Origin of the sequence: Segatella sinensis, from assembly GCF_040095255.1 — a bacterium.
GTDB classification, from domain to species: domain Bacteria; phylum Bacteroidota; class Bacteroidia; order Bacteroidales; family Bacteroidaceae; genus Prevotella; species Prevotella sinensis.
Map to the genome: position 1 here is coordinate 1 of NZ_JBBNGE010000035.1, position 18,382 is coordinate 18,382.

The window sequence follows — 18,382 nt, forward strand, 5'->3', positions numbered from 1 at the left end:
CAAAAACTGGGTGACAGAACGAACCAAAACACTCAAACAAGTGAGTTAATATTGGAACATAGAACTGGACACCCTATTTAGCAAATAATAAAGGCTCGCAAGAAATATCGATTTCCTGCGAGCCTTTTCCATTCAACTAAAACCACTTATAATAACCCTGTCATATACAATGGCAAATAAGTAATCCCCTCCTCTACTTTCAAATCAGCCGTATGCAAAACATACGGAGTGGCCAGATAACTATCATATTTAGCGATGCACTTTTTGAGAGAAGTGAGCGTGTATCTATTAGTTGACTTCACTTCTATCGGTGAAATATTATGCTTTGACGTTATTGTATCTTTGGCTATCAGGAAATCCAGTTCCATCCTTTCTTTGGCATCATCCTTACTATATTTGGAAAAGAAATACAGCTTATGCCCTGCCGAACGTAACATCTGAGCAACAATATTCTCAACTATCATTCCGCCATTGAACTCCAGTTTATCTACCAGAAGCTTGTTATATAAGTTTTCAGATACTATCGTATTTTCATTGAAAGCATGACTGATGAGCAAACCCGTATCAGCCATATAGCATTTCAATGTCGTATCATCGGTATTCATTCCAAGACCGATGCTTGGCTCTGTCGTATTATAGGCCATATTGACTATCATGGCATCTGCCAGCCAAAAGAAAGCCGTTTCATAATCCCGCATTCTCGCCCCTTCTGTAAGTGCTTTCAACATAAATTTCTTCTCATGTTTTTGAAGTTGAGAAGGAATTGTATCAAAAATCTGGGTAACTTTAAATACATAAGTTGAAGCATACTTTTGAATATCATTACGATATAAGGTAAGAATTTGTCGCTTCACACGATCCACCTTATTGAAATCTCGAGTTTCTACAAATTTAGCTACAGCCTGTGGCATTCCTCCAACAATAAGATACTGTCTGAAATAGTCCATTGCCATGCGATGCATCATCTGTCCCATCTCATGCTTTTTCTGAAAGTTCATTCGTATAAGCGGCATCAAGGTTTCATTGTTCAATGCCCACAAGAACTCCTCGAAATCCATAGGATACATCAATATTTCTTCCTCCTCAGAAGGAATCATGATATCCTCAACGTTCTTTTTGATAGAAACAAGCGAACCAGTCTCGATATAATCGTAGCGTCCATCTTCAACCAGATACTTGATAGCAGTACGAGCCCGAGGATACAATTGCACTTCATCAAAGATAATAACCGATTCTCTTGGATATAGAGGTGTATTGGTGAAACTGCTCAAATACATAAAGAATGTATCCAAGTCATCCAGGTAGGTTTCGAACAAGGATTTTATGTTCTTTCCTATCGTATTGAAGTCAAGCAAAATATAACTCTTGTATTCTTCTTGAGCGAATTCCTTTACGATATAGCTCTTTCCTACTCGGCGGGCACCATTGATGAGAACAGCACTTTCTCCGTTCTGTTCTTCCTTCCATTTCTTGAGTTGATCATATACTTTTCTTCTCATAATTTACACCTATCCTAGATTAATTATATCGGATAAATACACCTATCCGCGATTAATATTTTCCGTTTCTTACACCTATCCGCGATTATCGGATAGCACAAATACACACCTATCCGCGATTATCGGATGGTGCAAATATACACATATCCGCGATTATCGGATGGTGCAAATATACACATATCCGCGATTATCTCCAAAGAAAAGCCAGTTTTTTAATATTTCTTAATCTTAAAAGGCTCGCAAGAAATCGAAACTTCTTGCGAGCCTTTTTAGTATCTTATGCCTTGAGCTTTTTATTTCAAGACATAAGCCGAATGAATATGTGCACACGCTTTACTCTACTGCAGTTGCACCCTGTCCGGCAACCAATGGCCAACCTGGGTTCTGGTAAACTACAGATGTGGTAAGATCGGTCTGGTCACCCGCTGCTGTCTGACGGAATACGCTCTGTGCGATAGGAGACAGATAGTGAGCAGGTGTAAAGTGATAACCATCAAATACCTGGTTGTTAATCTTGGAAATCTGGTATGGACGGATATAGTCGCCACTAATGGTCTTATCACTCATATTACCCTTACCTCCTTCAACATCTACGATAGCGAGGTTGGTTGTACCATCGAGCCATGTACCCTCGTAAACAGTACCCCAGTACTTCATACCTTCAATCTGGTAACCGTTTACCTGGTCGCAAGCACGCCAGCGAATCAAGTCCTCCCAGCGGGAAGCCTCCCCGATGAACTCGTCACGACGCTCACGACGGATGTTGTAAGTAGTAGCATCAACCAACTGACCATGAGAGTAAGCACCGAAGTCCCACTTAGCCTCCTCCTGCATGTTGGTAGCTGCGATAGTCTTGTTGTAATCAGGATCTACCTTGGCACGGATGCGGAGAGCACGCCAGTACTTATCAGCTGTAGCGTCGATAGTATTGTTCTTCAACCAGGAAGCCTCTATGTAGTTGAGGAGAGCCTCTGTGCCACGGAATACGATGCTACCACTCTCGCCGTAGTCGTGATTGAGTCCCTGCTGGGAATCATAGTTTTTACCCTTCTTTACTGCGAAACCTGTCACCATACGAGTCTCGTTGTTGCCCTTTACTGTCCATGAGAGGTCGGTTGGAACAGCACCCTCACTGGTGTAGTTCTCGATAGATCCATCCATCTTGGTGAAGAGCTGGATGCGAGAATCGCGATTCTGCAAGGTAGCCTTCACACCCTGGTTTTCCCAAGTTGGGTCGTAGCCGGAGCCGGCAGCGTAGATAGGCAAACCATTGCGCATGAGGAATGAGTTGACGAGACCACGTGTCCAACCAGTACCACCGCCGTTGCGCTGCAACTGCATCTGCACGTTGTGGGTAACGTTAGCCTTTGACTTATCAAAAGCACGATACATCAACACCTCGCTATAGCCACTCAAATCCTTGTCACAGAACATGGTGAAGTAAGGATTGAGACTTTTCAAACTTGCATCCTGTCCCTCTGGAGCATCCGTATTCTCTACAAGGTTGCCAACGAGCTTATCACCCAATTCCTTAGAAGACTTCATAGCCTCATCGAGGAAGTGATTGATGGAAGAATCGATGTCAAATCCCTGGATATCCTCAGTCTTGCCTGGCCATCCTGGACCACCTGGCACAAACGCAGTACCCTTGTGATACTTCTCCCATGTAGCCTCAAAGAGAGCTGCACGAGAACGGAGCAGGAGGGCAGCATCGCGAGAGATGCGGTTCTTGCCACCAGGAGCTGATTCCATCAGCAGGTCGAGTGCCTTGTCAAGGTCGTCGAGAATCTGCTGAGCTACCTTATAACGTGGCTGGCGCTTTGAAGCCTCAACAAGAGTCTCCTTGTCATCAGGAAGCGCTGTGAGCACGATAGGGAAATCGCCAAGAGACTGCAACTTGTCCAAATAAAGGTAAGCACGGAGGAAGTATGCCTCACCAATGTAGTGGCGTACATGAGCCTCAGCACCACTAATCTGCTTAGCCTCGAACTTTGGCAGTACCTGATCCAGGAAATAGTTCACCGAACGGATGTTGCCGAAATCCCAGGCACCGCCACTCTGACCTACTTTCCAGTTTCCAGGAACCCAACGGTTAGAATAACCGGTTCCAGCCTGGTTATCTGTATCATTATCGTAAGCAAAGGTACTCATACCATAGCTACCAGGGCCAATACTTGTCAATACACCATAGAGATTCACGGTGTAGGCCGCCAGGTCGTCTGCGCTTGTGAAATAAGACGCAGGTGTCACGTTGCTTTCAGGCTCCTTGTCAAGATAGTCATCGCAACTTGTCAGACCGAGCGTTGCGCCCAATAAGAGCATTGAAATATATTTAATTTTCATAAATTGTTTCCTTTCTATAATCTAAATGATAAGTTAGAATGTTACACTAAGACCGAATGAGAATGTCTTTGACAATGGATAGGTCTTACCAATCTCACCGCCATAACCTGCTCCAATCAGCTCTGGATCACCAGCCTCTGTGAAGTTAGTGATGGTGAAGAGGTTCTCTCCAGATACGAAGAAGCGAAGATTCTCAATATAAGCCTTGCTTGTGATTGACTTTGGCAAGGTATAACCGATGGTGAGGTTCTTCAAACGACCATAAGCTGCATTCTGCAAATAGCGGGTCTGAGTCTTGATGTTGCGGCCACCACCCCAGTCTGCACGTGGGTAGTATGCACCCTTGTTGTCCTCACGCCAGTAATCCTCGTGGAACTTAAAGCCGGTAGCCTGCCACTTACCCTGACCGATAGCACCCCAGAATACGGCACCACCTGCTGCGTAGTCACGCTTGAGGGTTCCCTGGAAGAATACCTTAATATCAAAGCCCTTCCAAGCTGCATCGAGGTTCAAGCCGAAGTTATAACGAGGAGTAGAGTTACCGATAATTCTTCTATCACCAGGCTTGCCGGCTGTATTCTCGCCTGTATTTACCTTACCATCACCGTCAAGGTCGGCATACATGATATCACCTGCTGTCCAGCCGCTTCCGAGTGCGCTCTGGTCAACCTTTGCAAGGTGTGCATCCATTTCTTCCTGGCTCTGTGCAATACCGATTGTGGTAAAGCCCCAGATGTCTCCGAGCTTAGCACCTTCGTAATATGAACCGAGGTTCTTAGATGGATTAGGATACTTATCGATGACCACCTGGTTATCACTCAATACGAGAGATGCACCATAGCTTACCTCACCGATTACGTCACGCCAGCCAATCTGGAGATCCCAACCCTTAGATGTCATATCAAGGTTGTTCACCTTTGGAGGATTGGCACCGAGGATAACAGGCAACTCAGGAGCAGGACCTACCATGTCGAATGTCTTGCGCTGATAGTAGCCGAACGATCCGGTGAGGCGGTTATTGAAAGCACCCCAGTCGAGACCGATTTCCCATGTACGGCTCTTCTCCCATGTAAGAGTAGAAGACACGAGACCTGGCTGTGAAGCGGTATTTGGCTTAGCGCCATTGATCAACCAGTTGCCACCCTGAGAAGAGAAGCCGATGGTTGGATAGAAAGGATACCAGTTATCAGTATTCTGGTTACCCAACTGACCCCAAGAAGCTCGGAGCTTCAATGTGTTTACGTAATCAGTCAATGGCTCCCAGAACTTCTCACGGGCAATGTTCCAACCTGCAGAGAATGATGGGAAGAAGTTCCAGCGGTTCTCGCGGAGGAAACGTGAAGATCCATCATAACGGAGGTTAGCCTCGAAGAGGTAACGGCCTGCATAATCGTAGTTAATACGACCGAAGAAACCGGCTGTAGTCCATGAGTTATATGCACCACCTACACTTGGCTTGGTGGTTGTTGTATCGAGAGTAGGAAGACCAGACATGATACCGTTCTGACGCGCTGTGATATTGCGCTGACGGAACCACTCACTCTGGAAACCACCCATTACCTTCATATTGTGATCGCCAAACGAATAGCTGTACTCTGCAAAGAGGTTAGGGTTGAAATAGTTCGACTTGAATGAATACTCATAGACGCTTGATGTGGCGTTCTTATCTACGTATGGATTATTGTCGCAGTCGTAGCCGTATGTGGTCTGCCAGTCACGGTGATTGAACTGTGTAACAATACGGTAGTTCAACTCAGCATTCAGAGTCAGACCCTTTACAGGAGTTGCAACAAATGAAAGCTGCTGAGCGAGACGGTCTGCCTGGTTCTTGGCACGGCCACCATCCTGAAGACGTCCGATATAAGACTCTGGCAACCAGTTACCATTAGGATCGGTAGTTGGCACAATAGGCCAGTAACGGCACATATTGTGGAAGAACTCATCTGTACCATTGATCAAATCACCAGGAGAATCAAAGTCCTGACGTGAGAAACGGGTATTGTAGGTCATGCGCAACCAGTTGGTTATCTGAGCGTTGATCTTACCTGTCATAGTATAGCGCTGCATGCTATCATCACCATGACGGAGAAGACCACCACGGTTGAGATAGTTACCAGACACATAGTACTGCAAACGATCATCACCACCATTGATACTCAAGGTATGCTCCTGAGAGAAGCTGGTACCAAACTGCTCCTTGAGCCAGTCGGTATTACCAAGAGGCAAGTTTGGAGTATCGTCCCAAACCTCCCAACGGTTGTTGCTGTTCTTGAACATCTTCTGCATGTTAGGATCGCTCTGAGCCTTCTTGATCTGCTCGAGTTTTTCATCTGTAAACCAGATACCTGAACCATTAGCAACAGAAGCATCATTCATGTACTTAGCCCATGTGTAAGAGTCCATCATCTCCGGCATGTTGAGTGGAGAATCAAAACGGAATGAGTTGTTGTAGTTAATAGAAGCCTTACCCTTCTTACCACTCTTGGTCGTAATAAGGATTACACCACCGGCAGCACGCGAACCGTAGATGGAAGAAGCAGATGCATCCTTCAATACAGAAATGTTCTCGATGTCCTGTGGGTTGAGTGCGTTCATATCACCCTCCATGCCGTCGATGAGCACGAGTGGAGATACAGAAGAACCGGCACCGATAGTACCTGTACCACGGATATTAAAAGACTTGGTTGAATTAAGAGTACCACCACTGCTTGGTGTAGAGAAGTTCATACCGGCTACTGCACCCTGAAGAGCGTCAACTACAGAGTTGACTGGGCGAGCACCGAGGGTCTTGGAATCAACGGTAGAAACGGCACCAGTGAGGTTTACCTTCTTCTGAGTACCGAAACCGACAACAACGACCTCATTCAGAGTCTTGTTGTCTTCCTGCATGGTTACATTGATGGCACCACCCTTCCATACCATCTCCACCGGCTCGAAGCCAATGTAGCTGATACAAACGGTTGCACCATGCTGAACATCAGAAAGCACGAACTTACCATCCAAATCGGTGATGGTTCCACCCTGCTTTCCCTTAACTGTAACTGTAGCACCAATTACTGGCTCACCTGTAGGGTCAATAATGGTACCAGTGCATTGTCCGTTCTTGGACTGATTAGTTTCCTGGATACGAGTCACCCCCCCATATGCGTGAGTAGGAGTCATACCAAGAGCCATAATCATAGTACTTACTGTGAATAGTTGTCTAATCATAAGATATAGTTTAAAAAATGTTATTTGGTCCAATAATTTAATTCAGCCGATGTTATTCGGCTTACTTATTTAAGTTAGCCAATGTTATTTAATTCAATTATTTAAGTTTGACGCTGCAAAGATATACTATTTTTTAATACGAACCGGTTTTTTTATGAAACAAAATTCATCATTTTAATACTTTTTAAGTAAAAAGTAAGAAAACATTCTAAAAAAAGCTCACAAGAGTAATTCTTGCGAGCCTTTTTTATCTTCTAGTTATAAATAATGTAAAATCTACACTTCTATTTCTTTATGCGTCATGATACCTAATTATTTATGTGTCATGATATCAAGCACCATATCATCGGTGGTCTTCATCGCATCGGCACCGATAGAGGTGAGGTTGTGGATACACTTATCCACATCATCATCCACGATACCCTCGGCAGAAGTTACGCACTTACCCTCCATGGAAAGAAGAGCAGAAAGCAAGGCGGTGCTCACACCTGACGAAATCTTCAGGGCACAGCTTGGCTTGGCTCCGTCGCAGATCATACCGGTAAGGTTTGCCACCATATTCTTGACTGAGTTGCAGATACGGGTAAAATCACCACCCATCAGATAGGTGATACCGCAACTGCTACCCGTGCTGGCTACCACGCAACCGCAGAGAGCTGAGAGTTTACCCAGACTCTGCTTGATATAGATAGCCGTTAAATGACTGAGCATCAGGGCACGAATCAGCTCCTCCTCAGTATTCTCGTTCTCCAAGGCATAAACCACCACAGGATTGGTGGCACAGATACCCTGGTTACCACTGCCGCTATTACTCATCACCGGAATCATGGCTCCACCCATACGGGCATCGCAAGCTGAAGCGGTGCGGGAGATGATATGCGAGAAAATATTATCGCCGAAGATACCATGACTCAACGGACGGTCCATCGTCTTGCCCAGGCAGTGGCCATAGTTGCCCTTGATAGATTCCTCGGCAGCCTTCATATTATATTCCTTGGTCTTGAGAATGAAAGAAATCTCATCGAGCGGAGCGGTGGTTGCGAATTCGTAAACCAAGCGGAGATTCAACTGGATATCGTCATTCTCCACATCAGCCGCAGCTCCACCACGCTTGTCAAAAATCACCTCACCATTACGCTCTACATATACAAAGTTGGTATGAGAACCGGCAATGATAGCTGTAGCTCTGCCGTTGCCGGCATAGCAGATTACCTCGATATAGAGTTTATCCACATCACCCTGCTTCAGTTTGATGTTGATATCCGCATCCTTGATATATTGTTTGCCCTGCTCCAGACTGTCGGGAGTGAGGTCTTTCAACACTTCCAGCTGATATTCAGGCTTTCCGATGAGCGCACCCAGCGATACGGCGATAGGCAAACCGATCATACCCGTGCCAGGAATGCCGACACCCATCGCATTCTTGAGCATATTAGGACTCAGAAGAACTTCAATACGTTCAGGGCGCTTGCCCAATGTAGTAGCAGCCTTGGCTGTACATAGTGCCACAGCCATCGGTTCGGTACAGCCGATGGCAGGAACCACCTCTTTATTAACGAGCGCAATGATGCGCTCACGCTTACTTTTCTCTAACATAATCTATATAACTTTTATATAAATAACGTTCTTACCATTATTTCGGGTACAAAAATACAAAAAATAAACCGTATTTCACGATATTATCGAAAAAATACGGTTTATCTTTATATAAATGGAGCACTTTAGCCAAACTTTTCGTCTAAATATCTTATTTCGAGAATAGTTCAGCCAACTTTGCAGCCAATTCCGTACCACGGATATTCTCAGCAATACACTCACCTGTAGTACCATCTACCAGGAAGATGGCAGGAATGAACTTTACCTTATAAGAATCAGCTATACCGGCACGGTCAAGTCCGTTAGGCCAAGAAAGTTTCTCCTCAGCAAGCGCTTTCTTCCAAGCAGTTTCATTCTTATCGATAGAAACACTTACTATTTCCAGTCCCTTTCCTTTATACAGTTCATAAAGTTTTTTGAGGTTAGGAATTTCCTTGCGGCAAGGTCCACACCATGAAGCCCAGAAATCAACCAGATAATACTTCTTTCCCTTTACACAAGAAGCCATGCTCACCTTAGAACCATCAACTTGCTGGAGTTCGAACTGAGGCAAAGTCTCACCTGTAAGTCCCTTTGGATTAATCTGCTCGTTGAGCAACTTTCCATAGAAGCTATTCTTAGCAGTTTCTGAGAACGAATTCCATTCCTTGGAGTTTTCCTTGGTGAAATAGTTCAAGGTACAAAGCATGGCGAAAGGTCCCCACCAGGAATCCTTGTTGTCTGAATACAACTTTCCATAAGAAGACTCTACCGTATCAAAGAAATTCTTCTGTTCGGTAGCCATCTCTTTTCTCTCGTCACTATCTTCCAAAACTTTCATCTTAGCTTTATCCTTTGCCTGGTAAGCCTTGCTCTGTTCTGCAATCAATTTTTTATGCTTATCGTTTATATCCTTATACATCTTATCAAGCATATCCCTCACTGAACCGATTTTTGTCTGATATTCATCGTTCATAGCACTGCCAGAAATCTTTACATTGCTGGTATAAAAACCTGTGTTCACCCCATCATTGATGGGTTTGGCATCGAGAGACACCTGCACTTTTTCGCCACCTTTGGTCATCAGACTAAAAGTGAAAACACCGTTTCTTGGACCGACACCGATAAAACGAGCCTCTGTAACAGGGATGGTTAAAGTAAGTTTTCCACCCTTTACCACACCTTTAGCGAGAGGTTTCTCATTACGATGGGTAGCAGCCAGGACGGCTTCCATTTCCGTACCATCAGGCACACCATTCAAGATTGCATCAATGATACACTCGTCTGCATTCTGAGCATGAGCACTCATCACAGAGATGAGCGCCAATGCCAATGAGAAAATTGTTTTTTTAAAAATCATATTTGTACAATTACTAGAAAGATTTATTTTAACGTTCATTACTTCTCCACATTCTGTACGAAACTTCCGTTGCCAGGATTATCAATGGCTCCCTTAGGGAATGGGAAGGTCCAGAGATGAGAGGATGGAGCAAGACTTATCTGCTTGCCATCTATCTCTTTTGTCAGCGTGCGGGCATAGGTACCTTCAGCATTTAAGCGACGAGCATCGCCAAACGGCACAATAGAGAAGATAAGTTGATTATCCTTAGCTTGACGTATATACCGGATAGCTTCTGCCACAGAGGACGCCGATAGTGGCTGATATTTCTCTGGAAGGATATATGTCTTACGCACCTCATTGAGCACATCCATAGCATCTGTCAACTGTTTCTTACGAGCCAAGCATTCAGCCTTGATAAGATACTGCTCCACGGTTCTCATACCAGCAAGATTGATATAGCCATTGGTCAACCCCTGATAATAAGTTTCTGCACCCATCGTTCTTAGTTTCCAATTGCTCAAGAAATAAGCATCTCCCTCTTCGAATCCGGCAGCACGATTTACCGGTATCTTGAATATCGCAGATGCATAGTTGGAACTATTATCGGCATAATTGAAATTATAACAGTCCTGGCTATCAAATCCCAATGGCGTTTTCAAAGAAGGATAAACACCCTCTTGGCCTATCACACCCTTATTATCATTATAGAATCCAACCCAATCAACCAACTTATCGTTAATGGCAAGAGCCTTATCAGCAAACTCTAACGCCTTTTCATAGTTCATCATCTGAAGATAGGTACGTGCCAACATAGCATAGGCAGCTCCCTTACCAGGATGGAGGAGCGTGGTACCCATATCTGGAAGATCAGCTACCGACGTGTTCAAATCATTCAAAATAAATTCATAGATTTCCTGAATGGTGGCCTGATGATAAGGAGCATTCTGAAGACTGCTTGTAATCAGAGGCACACTCAACTTACTGGCAGCATTTGAAGGCTCGTAGGTATCAGCATAATAATTAGCGAGATTGAAATAGTTCATCGCACGCAACACTCTGGCATATGCCATCACCTCAGCCTTTTCTTTCTCAGTACCTTCTGTTGTATTAGGCACATCTTCCAATATCAGATTGCAGGTATTGATAGTGCCATAAGCCACATAATAAGTACTCTCATCTGCAGAGTTCCAATAGGCACGATCGGTTTCCTCCTCCCAATTGTAGTTAGCCTTATACATCGGATAATAACTGGCATACGAATTGGTGAGATATTCATCATTAAGCAAATAGCACGTTTGCAAAACCGGCATGCGATGAGTACCATACTCGTAACGGAGAAAAGCCTCATAGTCGGCGAGCGACTTAGGGATGCGTTTGCCCTTTGGTTCTATATTGAGATAGTTATCGCAAGAGGCAAGTCCCATAACCATGCCCAGCAACAACACCATATATACTAATTTCTGTTTCATTTTCTTCATTATTTAAAAGTTGAGATAAATGCCTAACACATAGTTGGTGGCATTATAACCACCCAGCTGGTACTTAGCCTGTTTGGTCTTTGCCCAGAAGAACGGATTCTCCACATTAGCCTGAACACGGGCACTCTGCATATAGAGCGAACGGCACAGCGACTTTGGCAAATGATAAGCCAGAGAAATGTTGTTCAGACGAATATAACTGGCATCAAGGATATTGATATCAGAATAAAAATAAGTACTATACAAAGAAGATGCTGACAAACCACTTTCGGCAAAAACAGCCTTTGGCACATTGGTATAAGCCTCATCACCTGGTTTCTGCCAACGATTAGCAAGTCCGGCACTAGCTCCCGCAATATTGGAGATATATCCTACGCTGGAAAAACTGCAAGTGAGGAAAGCAGGATTGGCATTGCGCATCTTATGACCACCCGCAAAAAGGAACTGCATACTGAAATCGAAATCCTTGTAGCTGATACTGGTTCCGAAAGATCCACTATACTTAGGAGTAGTAGTACCCATGTAAGAGATGGCATCCAATGTCGTTGGCTGATTAGTTACCTTCTCACCATTCTCGTTATACACCTGTGGCAATCCTTCTTCACTCAATCCAGCCCACTTATAGCCATAGATTGCATTATATTCGTTGCCGATAATAGGATAAGCCGAAGGGTAATCCAACTGAAGAATATAAACCGGCGCCTTTACATTTACATAAGTCACCTCATTCTTATTATAAGCATAAGTCATATTGGCTCTCCATGAGACATCCCTGGTACGCAGAACCTCACCACTCAGGGAAATTTCTACACCACGATTGTACATCTCGCCGTTGTTGATGGTATAGGTGCTGTAGCCCCAACCTTCAGTAGGTACACCCATGGAAGAAGCCAGGAGGTCGGTACCCTTCTTGTCGTAATACTCTACAGTACCATTGAGTCGGTTCTTAAAGAGCGAGAAATCGATACCTATATTAAAGGTATTGGTTTTCTCCCAGCTCAGCATCGGATTGGCACGCGACTGCACATATCCCTGTGTACCTCCCACATGCCCGTTATTATTATAGCTTGCCACCATATAAGGGGCAGAATTCTTAGATACGTTACCGGCAATACCATCAGAAACACGGAATTTCAGATAATTGACCCAATCTGCGTGGAAGAACTTCTCCTTACTGATAATCCAACTGGCACCTACCGACCAGATAGGCTTGTTCTGAAACTTCGAACTGGTTCCCCAGAGATTAGAGCGGTCCCATCGTAAACTACCAGTCAAGCTATAACGGTCATCGTAAGTATAAGCAGCATTACCATATACCGAAACATAACGGTTTACATTCTCATAAGAAGCAGACAAATCAGTCGCAGTCATAGATTTATATCCCAGCACACCCGCTATACCTTTCAACAAATCAGCATTATTCACCATATTGGATGTTAACATCTGAGAATCATAGTTAAACAGTTTGTCTCGATGCAATTCCTGCTTGTTCTGGATGGTTTCCGTGCCCAGAATAGCAGTTACGCTGTGAACATCCTTGAAAGTCTGATCAAAACTCAACTGCTGACGGAAGTTATAAGCAGAGGTATATTGGTCTGAACGAACCAGGATATCCCCATAAGGAATCACATAATTGACAGAGCCATCACCATTATCGGTTGCATACCCGTTTACCACACCCCGAACCTGCACAGAAGCTTTATCAGCCCAGTTTTCACCACGATATGAAGCTCGTTCGTACTGGAAGGAAGCAGCATACTTCAAACAGGGCAGAATCTGTACATTCAGACGGGCAAAAGTTCGTAAAGCCAACTCCTTGTTGGTGGTAATCTGACGATCCAGCTCTTCCAAAGGAGTGATATCCATATTATAAAGACCATACTTCTGATAGATAGCCAAAGTACTTGCATCATATCTCTCACTCATCGGCTTGGTATAACAAGAGCCATCAGCATTCACTAAATTATCGTATGGCAAAACAGAATATCCAGGAGAAAGGACATTGTAGTTCTGTGTCTGATCCTCGCCCACCTTTAGGTAAGCACCTAAATCCAAAGAAAGCCATTTTGTGAAATGAGAAGTATTGGTAAGGTTGATACCTAAACTCTGATTATTGGAATACTTATCTTCAAGGGTATTATACTTATAAGTGACCGAAGCCTTGAAGAGATTATTCACCGAGTTGTTTACAATATTCATATTATACTGCTGATACAACGGATCGCGCTTAGCATACTTCTTCATCTGGTCATAGTAGTTATAACCTTTTCCTGCCAAATCAGTCAGTTTAGCATTCATTTCTGACTCAGAGATATTGCCTGCATAATAATTCAAGATATTGCAGATACCCGCGCTCGTATAGATTTTCTGATCCAACATATTCTGAGCGTATACCTTAGCTCCATTGCCTGCAAGATTCGGATTCTGCGCAGCCCACTCCTTCTCCAAGTCAATAACAAGAGAAGAATTGGCGAGATAATCTGTATAATAAGAATAAGGATGCCAGGTAAGAGAAGCATTGAAAGAGACATTGGTCTTACCCTTAGCTGCCGATTTCTTGGTAGTGATGACAATGACACCATTGGCAGCACGAGCACCATAGATGGAAGCAGCAGCAGCATCTTTAAGAACAGTAATACTCTCAATATCATCCATATTCAAATCAGGGATTTCCTCGGTAATATCACCAGTTCCATTGCCGGTCAACTTAGTTTTCTCTACTGGAAAGCCATCTATGACATAGAGAGGAGAAGCAGAGGCATTCATCGTGGTTACGCCACGAATCATGCCGTCATTATATCCGGCAACCTCGCCAGCCAGCACAGTAGAGAGATTACCCAACCTCTTGTCTTTCAGTTCATCAGCTGTTACCTTGGTAAAAGCACCGGTTGCACGCTCCTTAGAGATTGTCTGATAACCCGTTACAACCACTTCACCAAGTATGGTCTTATTTTCAGACATCACAATCTTCACATGATCCCTACCAGCCACCTTTACCTTCTGGTCATTCATACCGACATACGAAACCGTAACCTCATGACATCCTTTAGGAATATAAAACTCAAAATTACCATCCGTATTAGTCACGGTTCCAAAAGGACTGCCAGGCACTACAACAGAAGCGCCAATCATAGGTTCTCCATCCTCATCGGTAATTGTTCCTGAGAGGGGGCGGATGGCAGCTCCATTATCTGTAGCTTCAGCTGCAGTTTTATGTTGCAAAACCTTCTTGACGGTAATAAACTTACCACTTACTGAGTAAGTGAAAGGTTTACCATGTAAAATCTGCTTTACGGCAGTTGAGGCAGAAGCATTCTTCAGATGAACCGTTGTGGTATAGGGATTTACGTCCTCTATCACAAAACTCACCTTATAATCCGACTCCTGCTGTACTTTTCTCAATGCAGAAGCCAAAGACTCATTAACGAGCGACATCGTGATGCCTCTCTTTGCATTCTGTGCTCCTACAGGCAATGCCATCCATAAAGTCAGGACAGCAAACATGAATACACATTTTATTTCTTTCATATTTCTCTCTTTTTCGTTAATACTATAATAAAAATACGTTTCTGACAGCGAATCGGTAACATCTACTTTCAAAAAATAATGAAAAAAGTTTGTTTTCTTACAAATAAAACTAAAACATCGGCATTTTCAGGCATTATAATTTCCCAAAAATGCCGATGTGACGATACATCAAGATTTACTTAAATACCTTATTCTATATATATAGTATTTCCCTTAAAACTAACCTTTGCAACTCCCAGATTATTCAAGAGTCCTATAGCATCCTCTATACTGCCACTCTTATCTGCGGAGAAATCGAGATGCTTGGTTTTGACTGCAGGATTTCTAAATACCACCTTACTCTGATAATATGCTGCAAGATTATCCAAGATGTATTCCAAAGTCTGGTCGTGATAATAGAGCACACCATCTGCCCATGCGGTAGTTTCATCCGTATTTACATTAATTATCTGCCCAGAAACAGTCTCCTTTGCACTTAAGGAATATTGCTGTCCCGGATTCAATGTCACAGGTTTATGCTGACTGTTCTTTGCCAGGACTTCCACCTTTCCCTCAACCAAAGTCACTTTACAGTCACTACCCTGATAAGCCTTGATATTAAAAGAAGTACCCAAGTCCTTGGTCAAGACACCACCTGCATCCACCACAAAAGGACGCTTACTGTCGTGCCTTACCTTGAAGAATGCTTCTCCTTCAAGATGCACCATACGCTCTGCTCCCTTAAAGCAGTGGGGATAAGTAATCTTACTATTACTATTGAGCTTTACTTCAGTGCCATCAGCCAGTGTCAGAGTAATCATCTCACCATCTGCAGTCTGAAGCATTGTCATACCTTGTTCAGAAGATACATTTTGCGTTATCCGATTTCCGGTAGCTTCATCAATAGTCTGCCTGGAGCTCACCCACTGCCATACAAAAACTATCGCCAACATAGCAGCAGCGCCCATCAGAGCACTCATCAGCATTCTCATCATCGGATATTGATGTTTCACAGGCTCTTCGGCATCCGAATTTTCTTTGCCTACTATCTTCTCCAACTCCTTGTCAAGGTTTGGCAGAGGATATGTTTTTCGTATCATAGCCTGTTCTATGGCAACCAAGTCTTGGATGTCATTCTGTAAACTCTCATCATTAAAAATATCTGTTTGCTTCATCATATTTCTATTTCTTTACTAAAAATAATACGTTTTACCTACCAAAATAGTAACATCCCCAATTGAGATTCTTTTGATTATTTTCAAGTTTTTATTTGATGATAATGTTCTCTTAACAGTTTCAAGGCCTTCATGATATGGCGCTTGACCGTTTCCTGACAGACATTCATCTCATCTGCCACTTCCCGATATTTCTTATGGTTAAGATAACATTCTTCCAAAACATGACGAGTAGTATCCGGTAACAAATCCAACATTTCTTCTACTTGCCGCTGACGTTCTTTCTGGATATCATTATCTTCATAGCATTGATCTACTGCATGAAGATAGTAATCGGCATATTGTGCATGAACAGCTGTATGCCGAAGATAGTCTAAACACTTATTTTTCACGGTTTTAAGCAAGAAGGCTGGTAAGGTTTGCATGTCATAGGTGTCGAAATTCTCCCATACGTGAGCAAAAACGCCACTCACGATATCTCGGCTTGCCTCCTCATCTTTCAGAAGTTGCAGCGCATAATAATATAATCGACCATAATATGATTTGAAAAAATGCCCAAAAACTTCCCGCTTATTCATCTATACCTAATTCTATGTTGATTACTAGAAACAATATGCCATATATGGCGCATGATACACCATATATGGCTTTGAATATTCTTATTATTAGTCTTCCAACTGGAACAGAGGATCATCTGGAGTCAGCATGGTTGGCTTCTGGTCGAATTCCTTCAAGAGCTGCTCAGAAGCATACTTCTTGTTTACTACCAGGCGGAACATGTACTCGTTGAACCAATCGTTGGTCATGATGAAGCAGCCACCAAAACCATTGTCAGCACCCCAGCTGTTCTCCACCTTCCACTTCACAGGCTTTCCGGCAGCATCGAGATCTACCGCAGTCAGAGTCATGGCATGGGTAGAACCGCTCTCGAAAGTAGCGATGCGGTCTGCCTTGTTCATTGGGAATGAAGTGTTGAAGAGGCTGGCATAATCGAAGTTGTCGAGTGCCAGATAGCCACGCTTTCTGTCGAGCTGCTTGCCCACATCGTAGCTGGAATACATCTTATGACCATCCTTCAGGGAAGCGATGGCGAGCTGCGCAATCTCCTCCATAGGCAGGTTCAGGTACTTCCAGTTATGACCATCGTAGGTATGGCGGTCGTATTCTACCTCGTATGTCTTGTGATAAGGACGGCGTGGGTCGTTCATCACCATCAGGAAGGTACCGTTGAGGTCCTTGCCAACAGTCTCCTCATAGAAACTCTTAGGAGTATATTTCTTAGCCTCGCCTACCTGCTTGCCATCCTTGTCGCGGAATGCATAGGTAAACTCCTTCACCGGCTCACCCAGAGTAAGGCTGAGCATGTGATAAACCTGGGCAAGCATCTTGGTCTTACGAGCCTGGATAGCAGCAGGTTTCTTGCCCTGGGCTACCATCTTGCGGAGCTCGAGACCATACTCGCGGAGCTTGCTGCTGATGAGACGGCTCATCTTGGAAGTATTGTTGCTGGAATAAGTCTCTGGCTGAGCGCTCATTGGTACGAGACCGTACTTGCTAGCCAGGTCGGCAACACCGCAGAAAGTACCACCGTCATTGAGTGGATTCTTGAAGAAGAACTGCACCTGAGGATCCTCCAGGCTCTTCTTGCCGAGGTCGATGACACCCTGGAGCATCAGGTTAGCCTTCTCCAGCTGGTCGTAGAAGAAGAGATAGTCCTGAGAGTACTCCACTACTCTACCCTGCTTGTCGTTGACAGCAAAGTTGGAACGGAGTACATTGAAGCCGCTGAACATCCAGCAGCGACCGGAACTCTTCTGGTTATGGATGCTCTGAGAAGGAGTCTCGATGCTGAAATGAGTATCTACCGGAGCCTCATTCGCATGATTCTTCACGAGATCATCGATGTTGTTGCCAGCGATAGCGTTAAACAAAGCCTTGTTGGTCACACCGCCAGTCTGGCTTTTCTCTATCTGCTGGAGCATAGTCTGATTGATGCCGCCATTCTTGGTCTGCGCCATCATCGAGAGGGAAGCCATCATCAAGGCTCCCACAAAGAACAGGTTCTTTTTCATTTATTTAATCTTTATGTTTAGTTACTTATTTACTGGAAAAGCGCAACCGGAGAGAACGAAAGGTTCCTCTCCTTTTACTGATTCCTTCCTAATTTTTTGCAAAAATACAAAGAATTATCGAAAAAAGCGAAATTCTTCCCATAAAAATGTTATTTTATGAAAAAAAGCATTACCTTTGCAC

At 43.9% G+C, this 18,382-nt stretch carries 10 protein-coding genes; all 10 read right to left on the reverse strand.

The window, feature by feature from the left end; all coding sequences use genetic code 11:
- Positions 1-146: 146 nt before the first annotated feature.
- The 10 genes from AAAT87_RS10230 to AAAT87_RS10275 all read right to left on the reverse strand — a co-directional run bounded on the left by AAAT87_RS10230 (position 147) and on the right by AAAT87_RS10275 (position 18,201).
- The gene (locus tag AAAT87_RS10230) at positions 147-1,499 is read right to left on the reverse strand and encodes an ATP-binding protein (protein WP_349226352.1); all 1,353 of its coding nucleotides are present in this window, start codon (positions 1,497-1,499) and stop codon (positions 147-149) included.
- A gap of 333 nt (positions 1,500-1,832) precedes the next feature.
- A complete protein-coding gene (locus AAAT87_RS10235) occupies positions 1,833-3,842 on the reverse strand; it encodes a RagB/SusD family nutrient uptake outer membrane protein (protein WP_349226353.1) in 2,010 nt (669 codons plus the stop codon).
- Between the two features lie 33 nt (positions 3,843-3,875).
- The gene (locus AAAT87_RS10240) at positions 3,876-7,052 is read right to left on the reverse strand and encodes a SusC/RagA family TonB-linked outer membrane protein (protein WP_349226354.1); all 3,177 of its coding nucleotides are present in this window, start codon (positions 7,050-7,052) and stop codon (positions 3,876-3,878) included.
- Positions 7,053-7,364: 312 nt separating this feature from the next.
- The gene (locus AAAT87_RS10245) at positions 7,365-8,648 is read right to left on the reverse strand and encodes an L-cysteine desulfidase family protein (RefSeq protein ID WP_349226355.1); all 1,284 of its coding nucleotides are present in this window, start codon (positions 8,646-8,648) and stop codon (positions 7,365-7,367) included.
- Between the two features lie 151 nt (positions 8,649-8,799).
- Positions 8,800-9,987, reverse strand: a complete 1,188-nt coding sequence (locus tag AAAT87_RS10250; protein WP_349226356.1) for a TlpA family protein disulfide reductase — start codon at positions 9,985-9,987, stop codon at positions 8,800-8,802.
- Between the two features lie 38 nt (positions 9,988-10,025).
- A complete protein-coding gene (locus AAAT87_RS10255; RefSeq protein WP_427865636.1) occupies positions 10,026-11,447 on the reverse strand; it encodes a RagB/SusD family nutrient uptake outer membrane protein in 1,422 nt (473 codons plus the stop codon).
- A 3-nt stretch (positions 11,448-11,450) separates the two neighbouring features.
- On the reverse strand, positions 11,451-14,975 hold the full coding sequence (locus AAAT87_RS10260) for a SusC/RagA family TonB-linked outer membrane protein (protein ID WP_349226357.1): 3,525 nt from the start codon (positions 14,973-14,975) through the stop codon (positions 11,451-11,453).
- A 188-nt stretch (positions 14,976-15,163) separates the two neighbouring features.
- Positions 15,164-16,132, reverse strand: coding sequence for a FecR family protein (locus AAAT87_RS10265; protein WP_349226358.1), 969 nt, complete (start codon positions 16,130-16,132; stop codon positions 15,164-15,166).
- Positions 16,133-16,212: 80 nt separating this feature from the next.
- Positions 16,213-16,707, reverse strand: coding sequence for an RNA polymerase sigma-70 factor (locus AAAT87_RS10270; protein WP_349226359.1), 495 nt, complete (start codon positions 16,705-16,707; stop codon positions 16,213-16,215).
- 87 nt (positions 16,708-16,794) lie between these two features.
- Positions 16,795-18,201 (reverse strand): C1 family peptidase, encoded by a 1,407-nt coding sequence (locus AAAT87_RS10275; protein ID WP_295023316.1) that lies wholly within the window; start codon positions 18,199-18,201, stop codon positions 16,795-16,797.
- Positions 18,202-18,382: the final 181 nt, after the last annotated feature.

Bases quoted from the DNA above. Each gene is read 5' to 3' on its own strand.
- AAAT87_RS10230 (WP_349226352.1), bottom strand. From the start codon at position 1,499: ATGAGAAGAAAAGTATATGATCAACTCAAGAAATGGAAGGAAGAACAG.
- AAAT87_RS10235 (WP_349226353.1), bottom strand. From the start codon at position 3,842: ATGAAAATTAAATATATTTCAATGCTCTTATTGGGCGCAACGCTCGGT.
- AAAT87_RS10240 (WP_349226354.1), bottom strand. From the start codon at position 7,052: ATGATTAGACAACTATTCACAGTAAGTACTATGATTATGGCTCTTGGT.
- AAAT87_RS10245 (WP_349226355.1), bottom strand. From the start codon at position 8,648: ATGTTAGAGAAAAGTAAGCGTGAGCGCATCATTGCGCTCGTTAATAAA.
- AAAT87_RS10250 (WP_349226356.1), bottom strand. From the start codon at position 9,987: ATGATTTTTAAAAAAACAATTTTCTCATTGGCATTGGCGCTCATCTCT.
- AAAT87_RS10255 (WP_427865636.1), bottom strand. From the start codon at position 11,447: ATGAAGAAAATGAAACAGAAATTAGTATATATGGTGTTGTTGCTGGGC.
- AAAT87_RS10260 (WP_349226357.1), bottom strand. From the start codon at position 14,975: ATGAAAGAAATAAAATGTGTATTCATGTTTGCTGTCCTGACTTTATGG.
- AAAT87_RS10265 (WP_349226358.1), bottom strand. From the start codon at position 16,132: ATGATGAAGCAAACAGATATTTTTAATGATGAGAGTTTACAGAATGAC.
- AAAT87_RS10270 (WP_349226359.1), bottom strand. From the start codon at position 16,707: ATGAATAAGCGGGAAGTTTTTGGGCATTTTTTCAAATCATATTATGGT.
- AAAT87_RS10275 (WP_295023316.1), bottom strand. From the start codon at position 18,201: ATGAAAAAGAACCTGTTCTTTGTGGGAGCCTTGATGATGGCTTCCCTC.